General features: G+C 72.7%; 15 protein-coding genes. 11 read left to right on the forward strand and 4 right to left on the reverse strand.

Annotated features, from left to right (window positions below):
- Positions 1-10: 10 nt before the first annotated feature.
- Both BLS21_RS14915 and BLS21_RS14920 read right to left on the reverse strand, forming a co-directional pair.
- The gene (locus BLS21_RS14915) at positions 11-832 is read right to left on the reverse strand and encodes a Nif3-like dinuclear metal center hexameric protein (RefSeq protein ID WP_091219781.1); all 822 of its coding nucleotides are present in this window, start codon (positions 830-832) and stop codon (positions 11-13) included.
- 66 nt (positions 833-898) lie between these two features.
- Positions 899-1,390 (reverse strand): GNAT family N-acetyltransferase, encoded by a 492-nt coding sequence (locus BLS21_RS14920; RefSeq protein WP_091219784.1) that lies wholly within the window; start codon positions 1,388-1,390, stop codon positions 899-901.
- A 25-nt stretch (positions 1,391-1,415) separates the two neighbouring features.
- On the opposite strand from BLS21_RS14920, the gene BLS21_RS14925 reads away from it, so the two are divergent.
- From BLS21_RS14925 to BLS21_RS14940, 4 genes are all read left to right on the forward strand, one after another.
- On the forward strand, positions 1,416-3,398 hold the full coding sequence (locus BLS21_RS14925; RefSeq protein WP_091219786.1) for an FUSC family protein: 1,983 nt from the start codon (positions 1,416-1,418) through the stop codon (positions 3,396-3,398).
- Between the two features lie 29 nt (positions 3,399-3,427).
- Entirely contained in the window at positions 3,428-4,342 is a 915-nt protein-coding gene (locus BLS21_RS14930; RefSeq protein WP_091219789.1) for an alpha/beta fold hydrolase, read from the forward strand.
- Between the two features lie 141 nt (positions 4,343-4,483).
- A complete protein-coding gene (locus BLS21_RS14935) occupies positions 4,484-5,887 on the forward strand; it encodes a WS/DGAT/MGAT family O-acyltransferase (RefSeq protein ID WP_245700436.1) in 1,404 nt (467 codons plus the stop codon).
- A gap of 80 nt (positions 5,888-5,967) precedes the next feature.
- The gene (locus tag BLS21_RS14940; RefSeq protein WP_091219794.1) at positions 5,968-6,966 is read left to right on the forward strand and encodes an NAD-dependent epimerase/dehydratase family protein; all 999 of its coding nucleotides are present in this window, start codon (positions 5,968-5,970) and stop codon (positions 6,964-6,966) included.
- A 72-nt stretch (positions 6,967-7,038) separates the two neighbouring features.
- Here the strand turns inward: BLS21_RS14940 and BLS21_RS14945 are convergent, their stop codons facing one another.
- A complete protein-coding gene (locus BLS21_RS14945; protein ID WP_091219958.1) occupies positions 7,039-7,938 on the reverse strand; it encodes an alpha/beta fold hydrolase in 900 nt (299 codons plus the stop codon).
- A gap of 185 nt (positions 7,939-8,123) precedes the next feature.
- Here BLS21_RS14945 and BLS21_RS14950 point away from each other — a divergent pair, with 185 nt between their 5' ends.
- From BLS21_RS14950 to BLS21_RS14960, 3 genes are all read left to right on the forward strand, one after another.
- Positions 8,124-8,918, forward strand: a complete 795-nt coding sequence (locus tag BLS21_RS14950) for an esterase/lipase family protein (RefSeq protein WP_091219797.1) — start codon at positions 8,124-8,126, stop codon at positions 8,916-8,918.
- 608 nt (positions 8,919-9,526) lie between these two features.
- A complete protein-coding gene (locus BLS21_RS14955; protein WP_091219801.1) occupies positions 9,527-9,940 on the forward strand; it encodes a hypothetical protein in 414 nt (137 codons plus the stop codon).
- Between the two features lie 17 nt (positions 9,941-9,957).
- Complete coding sequence (locus BLS21_RS14960) at positions 9,958-10,821, forward strand: alpha/beta fold hydrolase (RefSeq protein WP_091219803.1); 864 nt, start codon at positions 9,958-9,960, stop codon at positions 10,819-10,821.
- A 262-nt stretch (positions 10,822-11,083) separates the two neighbouring features.
- Here BLS21_RS14960 and BLS21_RS14965 read toward each other — a convergent pair whose 3' ends face one another.
- On the reverse strand, positions 11,084-11,353 hold the full coding sequence (locus BLS21_RS14965) for a hypothetical protein (RefSeq protein WP_091219805.1): 270 nt from the start codon (positions 11,351-11,353) through the stop codon (positions 11,084-11,086).
- An 871-nt stretch (positions 11,354-12,224) separates the two neighbouring features.
- Here BLS21_RS14965 and BLS21_RS14970 point away from each other — a divergent pair.
- From BLS21_RS14970 to BLS21_RS14980, 4 genes are all read left to right on the forward strand, one after another.
- A complete protein-coding gene (locus BLS21_RS14970; RefSeq protein WP_091219960.1) occupies positions 12,225-12,677 on the forward strand; it encodes a hypothetical protein in 453 nt (150 codons plus the stop codon).
- 49 nt (positions 12,678-12,726) lie between these two features.
- The gene (locus tag BLS21_RS25185) at positions 12,727-12,891 is read left to right on the forward strand and encodes a hypothetical protein (protein WP_175479565.1); all 165 of its coding nucleotides are present in this window, start codon (positions 12,727-12,729) and stop codon (positions 12,889-12,891) included.
- Positions 12,892-12,934: 43 nt separating this feature from the next.
- On the forward strand, positions 12,935-13,114 hold the full coding sequence (locus BLS21_RS14975; protein ID WP_217636137.1) for a hypothetical protein: 180 nt from the start codon (positions 12,935-12,937) through the stop codon (positions 13,112-13,114).
- A gap of 142 nt (positions 13,115-13,256) precedes the next feature.
- Positions 13,257-14,462: a bifunctional DNA primase/polymerase gene (locus tag BLS21_RS14980; protein WP_091219808.1), complete on the forward strand. Its 1,206-nt coding sequence runs from the start codon at positions 13,257-13,259 to the stop codon at positions 14,460-14,462.
- Positions 14,463-14,712 lie beyond the last annotated feature (250 nt).

Below are 14,712 nucleotides of genomic sequence, written 5' to 3' on the forward strand. Positions count from 1 at the left end.
TGCGACCGGATCAGCGGCTGGCCCCGGCGTGCGTCGTCCACGGGTCGGTGCGCCGCCGGGACACGGCGACGTCCACCCGGCCGGACAGGTCGCGGGCGAGGACGTCGGCCGCGACGGGCAGCCAGGGCCACTCGGAGGCGAAGTGTGCCACGTCACAGACCGCTGGACCCCGCACCTCCTGCGCCTCCGACACGGGGTGGTGCCGCAGGTCGCTGGTGAGGAGGACGTCGGCCCCGGCCGCCGCTGCGGCGGGGAGCAGCGAGCCGCCGCTGCCGCCGCAGACGGCGACGGTCTCGATGCGGCGTCCCGGGTTCCCGGCCGCGCGGACGCCGCCGACGGTCCCCGGCAGGGCTGCGGCCACCCGCTCGGCGAACTCCGCGAGGGTTACCGGCTCGGGGAGGCGGCCGACGCGGCCGAGCCCGGCGCGGGGGTCGGTGGCGGCCGGCTGGAGCGGGCGGGTGCCGGTGAGGCCGAGGGCCGCGGCGAGAGCGTCGTTCACGCCGGAGCCGGGCGCCCGGTCGGCGTTGGTGTGCGCGACGAACAGGCCGGCGCCGGAGCGGACGAGGCGGTGCACCAGGCGGCCCTTGGGGTCGTCGGCCGGGACGCCGTGGACCGCGGTCAGGAAGAGCGGGTGGTGGGTGACGAGCAGCTGGGCGCCGCTCTCGACGACCTCGTCGACGACGGTGGCCACCGGGTCGACGGCGAACAGCACCCGCTCCACCGGTTCGTCCGGATCCCCGCAGACCAGCCCGACGGCGTCCCAGTCCTCGGCCAACGCGGGGTCGTAGCGCGCCTCCAGCGCGGCGATGACCTCCCCCAGTGTCACGCTCACGCGCGCCGACCCTAGGACAGCGACCCGGCGGGCGGCGCGAGCGGGACGCACCCGGCGCGGAGGCGGCTACACCGGCCGCGCCATGGCGACGCGGCGGCCGTGCCGGGTCAGGCCGAGTTCCACCTCGTGCCCGGCGAGCGCCTCCAGCTCGGGACCGAGGTCGTCGGTCACCTGCCACCCGTGCCGGGCGTACCAGGGCGCGTTCCACGGCACGTCCGCGTAGGTCAGCAGGGTGACCCGCCGGGCGCCGGCCGCCCGGGCCTCGTCGACCGAGGCCGAGAGCAGGGCCGCACCCAGGCCTCGCCGCATCGCCGACGGGTGCACCGACAGCTGCTCCAGGTGCACGTCGCCGTCCACCCGCTCCAGGACGGCGAACCCGACCACCGGCCGCCCGACCACCAGCACCCGCCACGCCCGGGCTCGCAGGTCGGCCGGAGCCGCGACCGGCAGGTCCAGCACGCCGCGCTGCCGGAACAGCTCGTCGGCGGCCTCCTCGACCGCGGGGACCTCCCGCAGGTCGGCGGCCGAGGCGACCCGGACAGCAGCGACACCGGCCACGCCCGGAGCGTCCCAGAGCGGCGGGGTGGAAAGCTCGGGAACCGTGGCGGAGCGGGCGTTGCGTGCACCGGCCTGGCTGGAGGAGCTGGTGCGCACGACCCCTCCCCCGGTGCCGTGGCGGGACGTCGTCCGCTTCGCCGTGACGGTGCCCGCGCCCCTCGCCGTGGCGGTCGCGGTCGAGGGCGGCATCGAGCCCGGCCCGGTGCTCGGGGCGGGCGTCTTCGCCACGACCGGCGCGCTCGCCGGCAGTCTCGCCCCGCAGGGCGGTCCGCTGCGCGACCGGCTGCGCCGCACCGCCGCGGCGACCGTCTTCGGCGGCATCGGGCTGGTCATCGGCCAGTTCGCCTCCGGCGGCGGGTGGCTGCCGGTGGTCGTCGTCGCGGTCGCTGCTGCCCTGGCGGCGTTCATCAGCGCGGTCAACGCCGCCCTCTCGCTCGGCTCCCTCCAGCTGCTCGTCTACACCGCCCTCGCCTCGGGCCTGGTCACCCCGCTGTCCGCCGTCGCCGAGGTCGGCTGCTTCGTCGCCGGGACGGCGTGGGCGACGCTCACCACCCTGGTGCAGTACGCGACCGAGCGGGGCGACCCCGACCGGACGGCGGTCGCCACCGTCTTCACCCGCATCGGCGAGCTGCTCGCCGCGGCCGGGCAGCCCCGGGCCGAGGACGCGCGCCGGGAGCTGACCACCGCCCTCAACGACGCCTACGACCGGGTCATCCGCTCGCGCAGCCGCAGCGCGGGGCGCAGCCGCGCGCTCTCCGAGCTGGCCGGTGTCCTCAACGCGGCCGCACCGCTGGTCGAGGGCGCGGTGGCCACCGCCCGCGCCGGGGTGCCCGCCGACCCGCAGGACGTCGGCGCCGTGCACGCCCTCGCGGCCGCGGTGGCCGGCAGACAGGACCTGCCCGAGGACCGGCCGGAGCCCCTGGAGGAGGGCGAGCCCACCCGCCGGGCGGTGCGCCACGGGCTGCGGCTGGCGTGGAACGTCGTCGGCGACCCCGAGGAGCGGGCCGGGGCGGCGGTCCCCCCGATCCGGCTGGACTGGCGGCTGCGCCTGCGCGACCTCGTCGACCGCACGCTCGGCAGCCCCGACACCCGCGGCTTCGCCGTCCGCCTGGCCCTGTGCATGACGATCGCCGAGATCGCCCGCCAGTACCTGCCCATCGAGCGGCCCTACTGGGTGCTGCTCACCGTCGCGATCGTGCTCAAGCCCGACTTCGGGTCGGTGTTCACCCGCGCGGTCCAGCGCGGCGCCGGCACGCTGCTCGGCGTCCTCCTCGGCTCGGTGCTGCTGGCGGCGCTGCCGCGCAACGCGTGGGTGCTGGTCGCCATGGCCGCGGCCGCCGCGCTGCTGCCGTGGGCCCGCGGCGCCAACTTCGGCCTGTTCTCCGTCTTCCAGACGCCGGTGATCATCCTGCTGCTGGACATCGCCCTGCCCGGGGGCCCGGGGCTGGTCGGCGCGCGGCTGCTCGACACCCTCATCGGCTGCGCGATCGTGCTGGTCTTCGGCTACCTTCTGTGGCCGCAGACGTGGCGGGCGCCGCTCGACGAGGCGCTCCGCGACGCCGCGCACGCCCTCGACGAGTTCGTCGAGGCGGCCTTCACCGGCAGCCCGGCCGAGCGGCGCCGAGCCCGCCGGCGCAGCTACCGCGCGCTCACCGAGCTGCAGACCCAGCTGCAGCGCCGGCTGGCCGAGCCGCCGCCGGTCAGCACCCGCGCCGCCGCCTTCTGGCCGGTCATCGTCCAGCTGGAACGGACGTCGGACGCCGTGACCGAGGCCGTGATCGCCACCCGGCACGGCGAGCCGGCGCCCGACCTGGCGCAGGTCGCCGTCCTCCGCCGCGCCATCCGCGAGCTGGAGGACGACATCCGCGCGCACCGCCCGCCGGACGACGCCGAGATCCACGCCGACGGCGTCCTCGCCCCGGTCGCCCGCGAGGTGGACGCCGCCCGCCGGCTGGTCCGCGACGCCGCCCCCGGCCGCCGTCCCGGCACCGCCGTCGCCGACGAGTAGGCCGGCGCCCCCCGGGTGAGGATGGCCGGGTGACCGCTCGCGAGCTGACCGTCCGCACCGACGACGGCGTCGACCTGCACGTCGAGGTGGACGGCGCCGAGAACGCCTCCCTGACCGTCGTCCTCAGCCACGGGTTCACCGCCCGGCTGGGCGAGTGGGACCTGCAGCGCGAGGCCCTGCGCGGCCGCGCCCGGCTGGTGCTGTGGGACCAGCGCGGGCACGGCCGCTCCGGCTGGACGCCGCTGACCCGGGCGACGATCGACCGCACCGGCCGCGACCTGGGCCAGGTGCTGGACGCCGCCGTCCCCGAGGGACCGGTGGTGCTGGCCGGCCACTCGATGGGCGGGATGAGCGTCATGGCCCTGGCCCGGCAGCGCCCCGAGCTGTTCGGCACCCGCGTCGTCGGCGCCTTCCTGCTGGCCACCTCCGCCGGCGGGCTGGTCACGACCGGCGTCGTCGGCCTCGCGGTGCGCCTGCTGCGCGCGCTCGGCCTGCTGCCGGTCTACCTGTGGCTGCTGCAGCTGTGGGCGCCGCTGCTGGAGCGGTTCCGCCGCCGCGGCACCCGGATCGGCCGCTGGTACACGCGGCGCTACCTGTTCGGCCGGGACGACGCCGACCCGGAGCAGGTGCGGGTGGTGCAGGACCTGCTGGAGGAGACCCCGCTGCCGGTGACGATGGCCTTCTACGCGACCTTCCTCGACCACGACGAGTCCGCCGCGCTGCCGGTGCTCGGGCGGGTGCCGGTCACCGTCGTCGCCGCGACCCACGACCGGCTCACCCCGCTGCCCCACGGACGGCGGCTCGCGGAGGAGATCGGCCCGTCGGCCGAGCTGGTCGTCGTCGACGGCGCCGGGCACAGCGTGAACCTGACCCGCACCGCGGTCGTCGACGCGGCGTTCCTGCGGCTGCTCGACCGGGCGGAGGGCGTGACGCGCGCGGCCTGAGCTCCGGTGGACGTGACCTCGGCCACGTGGTCGGGTAGGGGCCACCCGGATGGGGGGCGCGGCGTTCCGGGAGCCCCCGCGGAGCAGGGACGATGGCCCGCCCGGACGAGGCGGGGGTGGGAGGAGCTGACCGTGGACCGCATGAGCCCGACCGACGCCGGTTTCTACTACGCGGAGAGCGAGAACACGCCGCTGCACGTGGGCTCCGTGGCGGTGTTCGAGGGGCCGGCCCCCTCCTACGGCGACGTCGTGCGGCTGCTGCTGGGCAAGCTGCCCCTGGTGCCGCGGTACCGCCAGCGGGTCCGCCGGGTGCCGCTCGACCTGGGCCGGCCGTTGTGGGTCGACGACCCGCACTTCCAGATCCTGTACCACGTCCGGCACACCGCCGTGCCGAGCCCGGGCGGTGAGGAGCAGCTGCGCAACCTGGCCGGACGCGTCCTCGGCCAGCGCCTGGACCTGGCCAAGCCGCTGTGGGAGCTGTGGCTGGTCGAGGGCCTGGAGGACGGCCGCTGGGCGCTGATCTCCAAGGTCCACCACTGCATGGTCGACGGCATCGCCGGGACCGACCTGATGCAGCTGATGTTCGACCTGACGCCCGACGCCACGCACGGCGAGCCGCAGGACTGGGCGCCGCAGCGCAACCCGTCGTCCCTCGAGGTGGTCGCCGGCGCCGTGCAGGACGCCGTCACCCACCCGCTGCGCGAGCTCACCCGGCTGTCCGGCACCGAGGGCGTGCGCGGTGCGGGCCGCAACGCCGTCCGGGCCGGCCGGTCACTGGCCACCGGCGTCCCCTCCATGGCCCGCCAGCTGGCCACGCCGACCGCCCGCTCGCTCAACGGGCCGATCGGCCCGCACCGGCGCTGGGCCTGGACCGACGCGGAGTTCGACGAGCTCAAGGGCGTCCGGACGGCGCTCGGCGGCACCGTCAACGACGTCGTCCTCGCCGCCATCACCCGCGGCTTCCGGGACCTGCTCGAGCGGCGCGGCTCGCTGCGCCAGGGACTGGTCGTGCGTTCGATGGTGCCGATCTCGGTGCGCCAGGCCGACCAGCGGGGGCAGCTGGACAACCAGATCTCGGCCGTGTTCGTCGACCTGCCCGTCGGTGAGCCGGACCCGGTGGCCCGGCTGACCTCGGTGCGCCGGCAGATGGACGAGCACAAGAAGGTCCTGCAGGCCGTCGACGCCCGCTCGATCATCGCGATGGGCGACTTCGTGGCGCCGACGCTGCTGTCCATGGGCGTGCGGGCCGCGCTGGCCGCCGGCCAGATGTGGTGCCAGGCCGTCACGACCAACGTGCCCGGGCCGCGGGTGCCGCTGTACGTGCTGGGCCGCCGGATGTGCTCGGCGCACGCCTACGTGCCGATCGCCGGCGGCACCCGCGTGTCGATCGGGATCTTCTCCTACCTCAACACGATGACCTTCGGGATCAACGCCGACTTCGACGCCTTCCCCGACGTCGACGTCCTCTCCGGGGGCATCCGGCGCGGCATCGACGAGCTGGTCGCCGCCGCCCGGCAGGCCACCCCGGCGAGCGCCGCGACCTGAAGAAGGACCCCGTCCTCCCCACCCTCCGCGAGCTCAGGGCGGGACCCGGGACGGGGCCACCGAGTTGGGAGAGCAACGGGATGCCAGTCCTCGAATCCGACCTCACCGTCGCCGTCACCGGTCCCACGGGGACCTTCGGCAGCGGCCTCGTCCCGCTCCTGCAGGCCGACGACCGCGTGGCGCGCATCGTCGGCATCGCCCGGCGGCCGTTCGACCCGGCCGAGCGGGGCTGGACGAAGATGGAGTACCGGCGCGGCGACGTCCGGGACCCCGCGGCCCTGGGGGAGGCCTTCGCCGGCGCCGACGTCGTCGTGCACCTGGCGTTCCTCATCACCGGCAACGCCTCCCGGGGGACGACCCGGGAGATCAACGTCGACGGCACGCTGAACGTCTTCCGCGCCGCGGCCGCCGCCGGCGCCCGCCGCTTCGTGTACGCCTCGTCGGTGGCAGCCTACGGCTGGCACCCCGACAACCCCGAGCCGATCCCCGAGGACTGGCCGGTGCGCCCGGCCACCCGGCTGTTCTACGGCCAGGAGAAGGCCGAGCTCGAGCAGCTCCTGGACGCCGAGGCCGCCACCACCCCCGACCTGGCGCTGTACCTGCTGCGCCCGCCGGTGGTGCTCGGCCCCCACGCGGTCGGCGCCAAGGACGTCCTGCCCGGCCCGCTCGCGCCCATCGGGCGGGCGCTGTTCAGCCGCCCGCGACGGCTGCCGCTCCCGGTGCCGGTGCTCGCGCCCGAGCTGCGGTTCCAGTTCATCCACGAGGACGACGTCGGCAGCGCCCTGCAGCTGTGCGTCGTGGGCGCCGGTCCGGCCGGCGCCTACAACATCGCCGGGGACGGCGTCCTGACCACCGCCGACGTGCTGCGCGAGTTCGGCGCGCTCCCCCTGCCGGTACCGGCCGCACCCGCCGAGCTGGCCGCCCGCGCGGTGACCCGGGTCCCGTTCCTGCCGCCGGTCGCCGAGTGGGTGGAGGCGTTCACCCGGCCGGTGATCATGGACACCGCCAAGGCGAAGAGCCAGCTGGGCTGGCGGCCGCACTTCACCGGGTGGGAGGCGCTGCGGGCGACGCTGGCCTGAAGGAAGGACCCCGGTGCCGCCCACGCCTCGCGAGCTCGGCGCGGGCCCCCGCACCGGGGCCGTTCCAGCACCTCACCGGGGCAGCCAGGCCAGGACGTGCTCGGCCAGCGACTCCGGGCACTGCAGCTGCGGCACGTGACCGACGCCCGGCAGCTCGACGTAGCGCCAGTCCGGGTGCCGCCGGGCGACGTCACGCGCCACCGACACCGGCACCAGCCGGTCGCGGTCGCCGTGCACGAGCAGCACCGGCACCTGCACGCCGGCCATCGCGCGGCGCATCAACCGCGGGTCGGCCAGGAGCAGGAGCAGCGAGCGGGCCGCGGTGAGGAAGGCGCGGTCCATGCCGACGACGTCGCGCCGCTCGTCGACCAGCGCGACCGAGCGGTCGATGAGCGCCGGCGGGACGGCGTCGGGGTCGACGCCGCAGAGCACGAGCATCTCCCGGACCGTGCCGCGCGCGCCGAGCCTCCGGCGACGGCCGGCCAGGTAGCGCAGGCCCGCGCCGGGCAGTGCGTAGAGCCCGAACGCCGCCGCGACCCGGGGGTCCGGACGCCCCCGCGGACCGGGCAGCGCCGGGTCGACCAGCACCAGGCCGCTGACCTTCGCCGGCGAGCGCTGCGCCTCGAGCACCGAGACCATCCCGCCCATCGAGTTGCCGACCAGGACCACCGGCCCGCCGGTCACCTCGCGGACGAAGCGGTCGAGGACCACCACGTTGTCCCGCACGTTGGCCGTCCGCTGACCCGGCTCGCTGCGGCCGAAGCCGGGCAGGTCGAGGGCGTGCACCCGCGCGTGCGGGGTGAGCAGCGGTGCGAACAGGTCCCAGTTGAGGTGCGAGCCGCCCAGGCCGTGCACCAGGACGACGATCGGCCCGTCCTCCCGGCCGCCGAAGTCGACGTGGTGCACCGGGCCGTCGATGTCCACGGTGCGGCTGTGCCCGGGGGTGTCCCGGGCGTCGGTCTGGGCGTCCATGTCCGTACCGTGCCACGCCCGGATCACCGCCCCGGCTCCCGGGCCCGGGGTCGCCGGGATGTGTCACACCGCACAGCCAGACTGCCGATGGGTGTATCAGGTGCCGCTCTGGAGTGTCAGGAGCAGTACCGGGTGGTACCTGCACGGCGGGCCGCCCAGGGAGGCCGGCTGACGAGGAGGACGACGTGATCCGAGGCGATGGACCGGCGCTGCCGCTCTACCTGAGCGAGCCCGGCCGGGCGATGGCCGACTTCGGCCTGTACCTGGCGGCGCGGCCGCTGATGCCGCGGCTGCCGCAGGGCGACGGGCACCCGGTGCTCGTGCTGCCGGGGCTGATGGCCGACGACGCCTCGACGCGGGTGCTGCGCGCGACGCTGCGCCGGCTGGGCTACCGCGTCCACGGCTGGCAGCTGGGCCGCAACATCGGCCCCACCGCCGCCTGCGTGGCCGGCATGCGCGACCGCCTCGACGACCTCAGCGACCGCTACGGCCGGCCGCTGTCCCTGGTCGGCTGGAGCCTGGGCGGCATCTTCGCCCGCGACCTGGCCCGCCGGACACCGGACTCGGTGCGCCAGGTGGTCACCCTCGGCAGCCCGTTCCGGATCACCCGGCACAGCCAGAGCCGGGCCTCGCGGGTCTTCGACCGGTACTCGCACCTGCACGTCGAGCACCGTTCGCTGCCGCTGGAGCCCGACTGCACGCCGCTGCCGGTGCCCGCGACGTCCATCTACTCGCACCTCGACGGCATCGTCCACTGGCAGACCTGCCTCGAGACCCCCGGCGAGCGGGCGGAGAACATCGCCGTGATGGCCAGCCACCTGGGGCTCGGCCACCACCCGGCCGCCCTCTGGGCCATCGCCGACCGGCTCGCCCAGCCCGAGGGTGCCTGGCGACCGTTCCGGCCGCCGGTGTTCCTGCGCCCGGCCTTCCCCCGCCCGGACGTCCCGGCGCCGCTGGCCGGCGAGGCCGCCGCGGCCTGACCGCACCGACGACGAGGGCCCGGTGACCGCACGGTCGCCGGGCCCTCGTCGTGTCCAGGGGGTCCCCCGGTCCTGCGTCCGCCATCGCCGACTCGCTCCTCGGGAAGACCTCGGCCGCGTGCTGCCGGACCAGACCCCGGACCCCCACGTCCCGTGAGCAAGGCGGCGCTCCCCCGGTCGGTGCCGAGCGGCGTGCCGGCCTCCTGGCCGACCACCTGACACGCGCGGCGGGACGTCGTGTCGCGAGCGGCTCCTCAGCACCTCCGCTCCGCTGCGGGCACGAGTGGCCCGGAGTAGCGTCGCGAGGACCCCAGCCGGAACAGAGCCGTCCGGATCGAGGTCGCGATGCGAGACCTGCCGTCGTGCTCGGGGCGGTCGCCGCCCTGGCATCTCAGCCAGGTCTGCGCGCCCTGTTCCGCTCCGGACCACCGGTCCGGTGCGGACCCGTCGGGCCGGCACCGCCGACACGTCCGACCGCCTCGACGCCCCCGTCCGATGGGCTCGCCGCGGCACACCCTCGAGTAACCGCCCGGGTCCAGGCGCCCGCAGCACCGACGGCGTTTCGCCGCTCGCGCCTGGTCCGGCACAGCCAGGTCAGGAGATCTCCAGTGACAGCCACCGCGTCTTCCTCGACCGTTCCCGTCGAGGAGTGGGTTCGTTCCTTCACCGACGCCTCCGACAACGACCCGGAAATCCAAGCGCACGGCAAGTACTTCACCTGCGGCTACCTGCTCGACATGGAGAACCACCACTTCGTCGTACGGATGACCTCGGGCAGGGTGGCCGAGGTCGCAGTGGACCCCGGCCCACTCGATGTCGGCTACCAGTTCGCCATTCGCGCCAGCGCTGAGACGTGGCGCGGTTTCGCGACCGAGATCCCGGCACCCATGTACCACGGCATCTGGGCAGCGACCTTCCGCCGGGACATGAAATTGGAGGGCGACGTGCTCGTCCTCATGCAGAACCTGCGTTGCATCACCCGCCAGATCGAACTGCTCCGCACCGTTCGCGTCCCCGTCTGATTCCTGGAGCCTCTCCCATGCCACGGATCTCCCCCGTCACCGGGCGCTACGTGACCGTCGACGTCGACGACATCCAGTACAAGGTCTTCTACCTGGAGAACGGCAGTGGTCAACCGCTCGTGTGCCAGCACACCGCGGGTTGCCACAACCACCAGTGGCGCGGGCTGCTGGAGGACGAGGAGGTCACCAGGGACCACCGGGTCATCGCGTACGACCTCCCCCGGCACGGCAAGTCCGACCCACCCGAGAACAAGGAGTGGTGGAAGGAGGAGTACCGGCTGACCGCCGACCACTACACGAAGTTCATCGTCGCCCTCTGCGACGAGCTGGAGCTCGACCAACCGATCTTCATGGGGTCGTCCTTCGGCGGGAACGTGGCCTTGCAACTGGCCCTGCGGTATCCCGACCGATTCCGCGCCGTGATCCCTGTCGAGGGCGCCGACTACTCCCCCGGCTTCTACCTGGACTGGTGGCAGCACCCCCACGCGAACGCGGCGCAGGTGTGCGCCAGCGGGGTCTGGGACCTCATGGCCCCGCAGTCCCCGGAGGCCGACCGGTGGAAGACGTGGTTCTACTACACGCAGGGTTCGGAGGCGTTCAAGGGCGACCTCTACTTCTACTCGGTCGACCACGACCTGCGGGACAAGCTCGACCAGATCGACGGGGAACGGTGCCCCGTGGTCATGCTGACCGGCACCTATGACTACCTCACGACCCCGGACGACGGGCGTCGGACCGCCGACCACATCAAGAACGCCCACTTCATCGAGATGGAGGACATCGGCCACTTCCCGATGAGCGAGAACCACGAGGTCTTCCGGCGCTACCTGTTGCAGGCGCTGGAACGGATCGGGTCCCGCTCGGCCACCGCCCAGGCCTGATCGCGGCCGCTGCGAGCCGCACCGCCCTGCCCGGGAGGTCCTCGGCCGGACCTCCCGGGCACGGGCTCGAACGCCGTGCTCGCCGGGGCTCCTGCCGTTCGACGAGAGCGGTCGTGCGGGTGTCAACGCGGTGTCCACGTGGGCGACGCACGGGGCGGACGTCCCGGAGGATCCGCCAGGACCCTCCGGGACCCGCAGCGCGACGATCCTGCGGAAGCGCTGTCCCTCGGCGGGCGGCGCGGGGAGGGTTCGAGGACGGGCGCTAACTGGCCGCTGCCGGCTGGGGTGTCTGTGCCTGCTGCGGGCCGCTCGTTGCCGCGGATCCGTCCGATGCCCGGAGCATCTGCGCCATCGCTTCGAGGTTGTCCGCCGCCGACGCGCCGCCGCACGTCAAGGACGCGAGGAGTGCGCCGAGCAGGCCGGACCGGTCCGCCAGGATCCGGACCCGACCGATCTCGACGACGAGACCCAGCAGATCGAGACGCAGTCCGTTCGGGATGTCGAGGATCACGCATTCCACCGGCGTCGTCATTGAGCGTCCCCTCCGATGACGGGCGAGTGATTCGCCGCAGGCAGCAGGATTCGAGCCTCCCCGGCGGTCGCGTCCCTGCACCGTTCAGCGGCGTCGGCACAGCGACCGCTCGAGGGACAGGACACAGTGAACCCGCAGCGGCGTCACTCGAGCGTCACCGGTCCATCACTCGCAATACGAGACAGGGCGGCGTCGACCGGACGCCGGCCAGGCGGCGCGCCACGCGCCGGAGGACGACCGGACCGCGCAGGTGCCGGCGTGGCGCGCGGCCGGCTCGGGTGCCGGCCGGACCGGCACGGCAGATGCGGAGTGGTGGGCGCGGCCGGGATCGAACCGGCGACCGCTCGCATGGCAGGCCCACCTCGCCAGGGCGCGGTCCTGATCATCATGGGTCATCCCGGTTCTGCCTTCTGAGCAGGGAAGATCGCGCCGGGCGACCGTCACCATGACCCCGGTCATCACCTCTGGGACAGGCAGTTACCTACATGACCGGTAACAATTTCGGTCACGTCGCCCTCCCCCTGGACGACTCGGAGGCGCGACAGAGGACCCCCATGCAGACGGCCTCGTCACCCGGGCCGGCGTCTTGGCGGGATGACCTGAGCAACCGCTGGGCCGGACGACTTGATCCCCCGGCCGGTCTGTCCCGTGCGAGCAGTACAGGGCTCCGATGTCCGAGCCAGGCGTCTTGCGAGCTACGCGCCTAGTGCGCGCCGCCGGAGGCTGCTCGACCGCTGACCCCAGCCCAGGGGTTGTCCGAGCCGTGACGCAGGACACCGGGTGTGCAACTGGCACCGACCCGGCCGGTCGTGTGTAAATGGCACCGATCACCTTGACTAAACGTCCAGTCAAGGACGCAGGGGGATGAGTGGTGCCGGCCCGCAAGATCGTGGACGAGCAGGAGGTTATCCGCTGGTTCCAAGAGGGCCGGACCTACGACTGGATGTGCCACGAGTACCGGCGCAAGTACGGCATCGAGACCCGGCCGTCACTATGGGGCAACTTCCGCCGACGCCGGGGGCTGACCCGGCGCACCGTTCGGGACGACGAGCTGATCCCCTGGGCGGTCAAGCCCGAGCACCGTGGGGCACATGCGCTCCAGATGCTGCGATTGGAAGCCCGCGCCCGCGCCGGGGAGCCGGTCCGTGAAGGTGACGCGGCACGGCATCGCAACTTCATGCGCAATCTGGCGGATCAGAACGCGGTCGTGGAGTACGACCCTGACACGCCGGAGGGGTTCCGCATCGTCCCGCGCCAACAAGGGGACACGGACGTGATCCGCCGGCCCGTCACCAGGCTGACGACCAAGCACCGGGCGGACTGAGGCGGCGGGCAAGCACCCCTGCCGTCACTCCCCGGGCGCATGTGGCCTGGTGACCTACAACACCCTTGCCAGCAGTCGAGGAGTGTGTAATCACTTGCGTGACGGCACGGTCACGGAACGTTTAGACCGGGGCACCAACACAGGAGAGCAGGGCGGCATCCGCAGTGAAGCGCAGCAAGGCAAAGTCATCACCAACACCCCCAGGCCTGAATGACCCCGCACTGATTGACCCCCGGTGCGACAGGCAACCGGAGTACGTGCGACGCCGGGAGGCCGCCCGCTTCCTCGGGCTCGCACCCCGGACGCTCGCCAACTGGGCCTGCATCCCTGGGCGCGGTCCGAGCTTCCACCGCGTCGGGCGCACGGTCCTCTACGACATGGGGGAACTGCGGGCCTTCGTGGCAGCCGGCCGGATTGAGATGGGCAAGCGGGCATGAGTACGTGTTTGTGTGTAATCTCTTGCAGGCAACGCCCGGGAATCGCCCTGTCAAGCCCGTCAGGGCACGCGGAAGCATCCGTACGTGTCCACACATGCACAGACGTTGTGGACCGCGTCAGCGGCACTGAGGGGCTGCCGACATGACCGCCGAGCGCGGCGACACGAGGATCAAGGCAGCCGTAGCGCAGACCACCATCGACCTGCTCGGTGAAACGCTTGGTTTTCACCTGCTGGGCAACCGGGCGATTCTGCCCGTCCAGGGGAACAAGAAGCCCGCCGCAGGCATTCGGAACTTCAACAACGGCGTTGACCTCGATCAATTCAAGGGGCCGTGGGCCGGCCTGGCGATCATCAACGGCGAACGGTCCGGTGTTCTCGTGGTGGACATCGATAAGCCCGACCTGGCTCCACCGGTGTCGTTCAACGTGAAGACCGAGAAGGGCGGGCACATCTGGATCCCATGGGAGGGCGAACGCCGACAGCGCAGCTTCGCTCCAGGCGTGGACATCCTGGGGACTGGCGGCTACGCCATCTTCTCCGGCCCCGGCAAGGAGTTCATCTCCTCAGCCTTCGCTGACCGGGCAACAGTCTGGGATTGGCTGTCTTCCCTGTCAGGACAGTCCTCGGAGGACCCTGCCCCCGCCCCAGGGACCTGTACTTGTACTTCTACCCTTGCCTGTACCTGTACTTCTACTTCTACCTTGAAGATAGTTGGCACAGGGAATGACGCCAGAGCTTATGTCCAGAGCGTAGTGCCAGAGAGTGAGAACAGAGAGTGTGTGTACAGGGAGAAGCTGGCGGCACTGGGCTTCGACCTGAAAGTGGACACCATCACGAAGACCTACGCCTCTCAGATGAGGAACACGCCCGAGGGCTCCCGCAATGTGCTGTGCCACCGCTACGCCCTGGAGGTGTACCGATGCGGTGGCGACCTGGGCACCCTGGAGCAAGCTGCCATCGACAGTGGCCTGGAGCCCCGGGAGGTCCGGGCCACGATTGCCCAGGCCAAGGCGGACATCGATTTCGACTACCGCCCCGAGACAGAGATCTACACACGGGTCCAGGCCTGGCTGAAAGCGTACGAGGACGTCTTCTTCGGGGTGATGCTGGACGTCGCCAACGAGCTGGCCTATGAGGCCATCGTGACGAATAGCACCCGGCCCCTCGTGAGTCAGACGAGAACGGCGCAGAACATCGGCCACGACCGGCCCTACGTGGGGCGGGTCATAAAAATCATGCAGGACAGATACAAGGCGGTGCGAATCCACTCGAATCCCGGGACATGGAACAACGGAAGGACTCACTGTCACAACTACGAGCTGACGATCAATGGCGACGCCATCTGATTTGCGCTCAGGCGATGGAGCGCAAGAAGGGATGCAAGACGTAAGCTGCCGCCTGCGGCGAGGAACGTCCACGACCTCGGCCTGAACGAATCAGTCATTCGGGAATCACAGCTGCAGCTTGCTGCCACAGTGGCCCGTAATGGCCCTGAGAGCCGATCTGAGCCGGTCGAGGCCGCTCTCTATCCCCTTTGTTCCCTGCGCACTCTCATGCGCTTACAGGCGGGATGAACGGGCCGAGGTTCATCGGCGT

It is taken from the genome of Geodermatophilus siccatus (genome assembly GCF_900103785.1).
Taxonomy (GTDB): Bacteria; Actinomycetota; Actinomycetes; order Mycobacteriales; family Geodermatophilaceae; genus Geodermatophilus; species Geodermatophilus siccatus.

Excerpts from the sequence above, each read along its gene's own strand:
- BLS21_RS14935 (WP_245700436.1), top strand. The coding sequence starts at position 4,484 with ATGAGCCCGACCGACGCCGGTTTCTACTACGCGGAGAGCGAGAACACG.
- BLS21_RS14940 (WP_091219794.1), top strand. The coding sequence starts at position 5,968 with ATGCCAGTCCTCGAATCCGACCTCACCGTCGCCGTCACCGGTCCCACG.
- BLS21_RS14945 (WP_091219958.1), bottom strand. The coding sequence starts at position 7,938 with ATGGACGCCCAGACCGACGCCCGGGACACCCCCGGGCACAGCCGCACC.
- BLS21_RS14960 (WP_091219803.1), top strand. The coding sequence starts at position 9,958 with ATGCCACGGATCTCCCCCGTCACCGGGCGCTACGTGACCGTCGACGTC.
- BLS21_RS14965 (WP_091219805.1), bottom strand. The coding sequence starts at position 11,353 with ATGACGACGCCGGTGGAATGCGTGATCCTCGACATCCCGAACGGACTG.
- BLS21_RS14980 (WP_091219808.1), top strand. The coding sequence starts at position 13,257 with ATGACCGCCGAGCGCGGCGACACGAGGATCAAGGCAGCCGTAGCGCAG.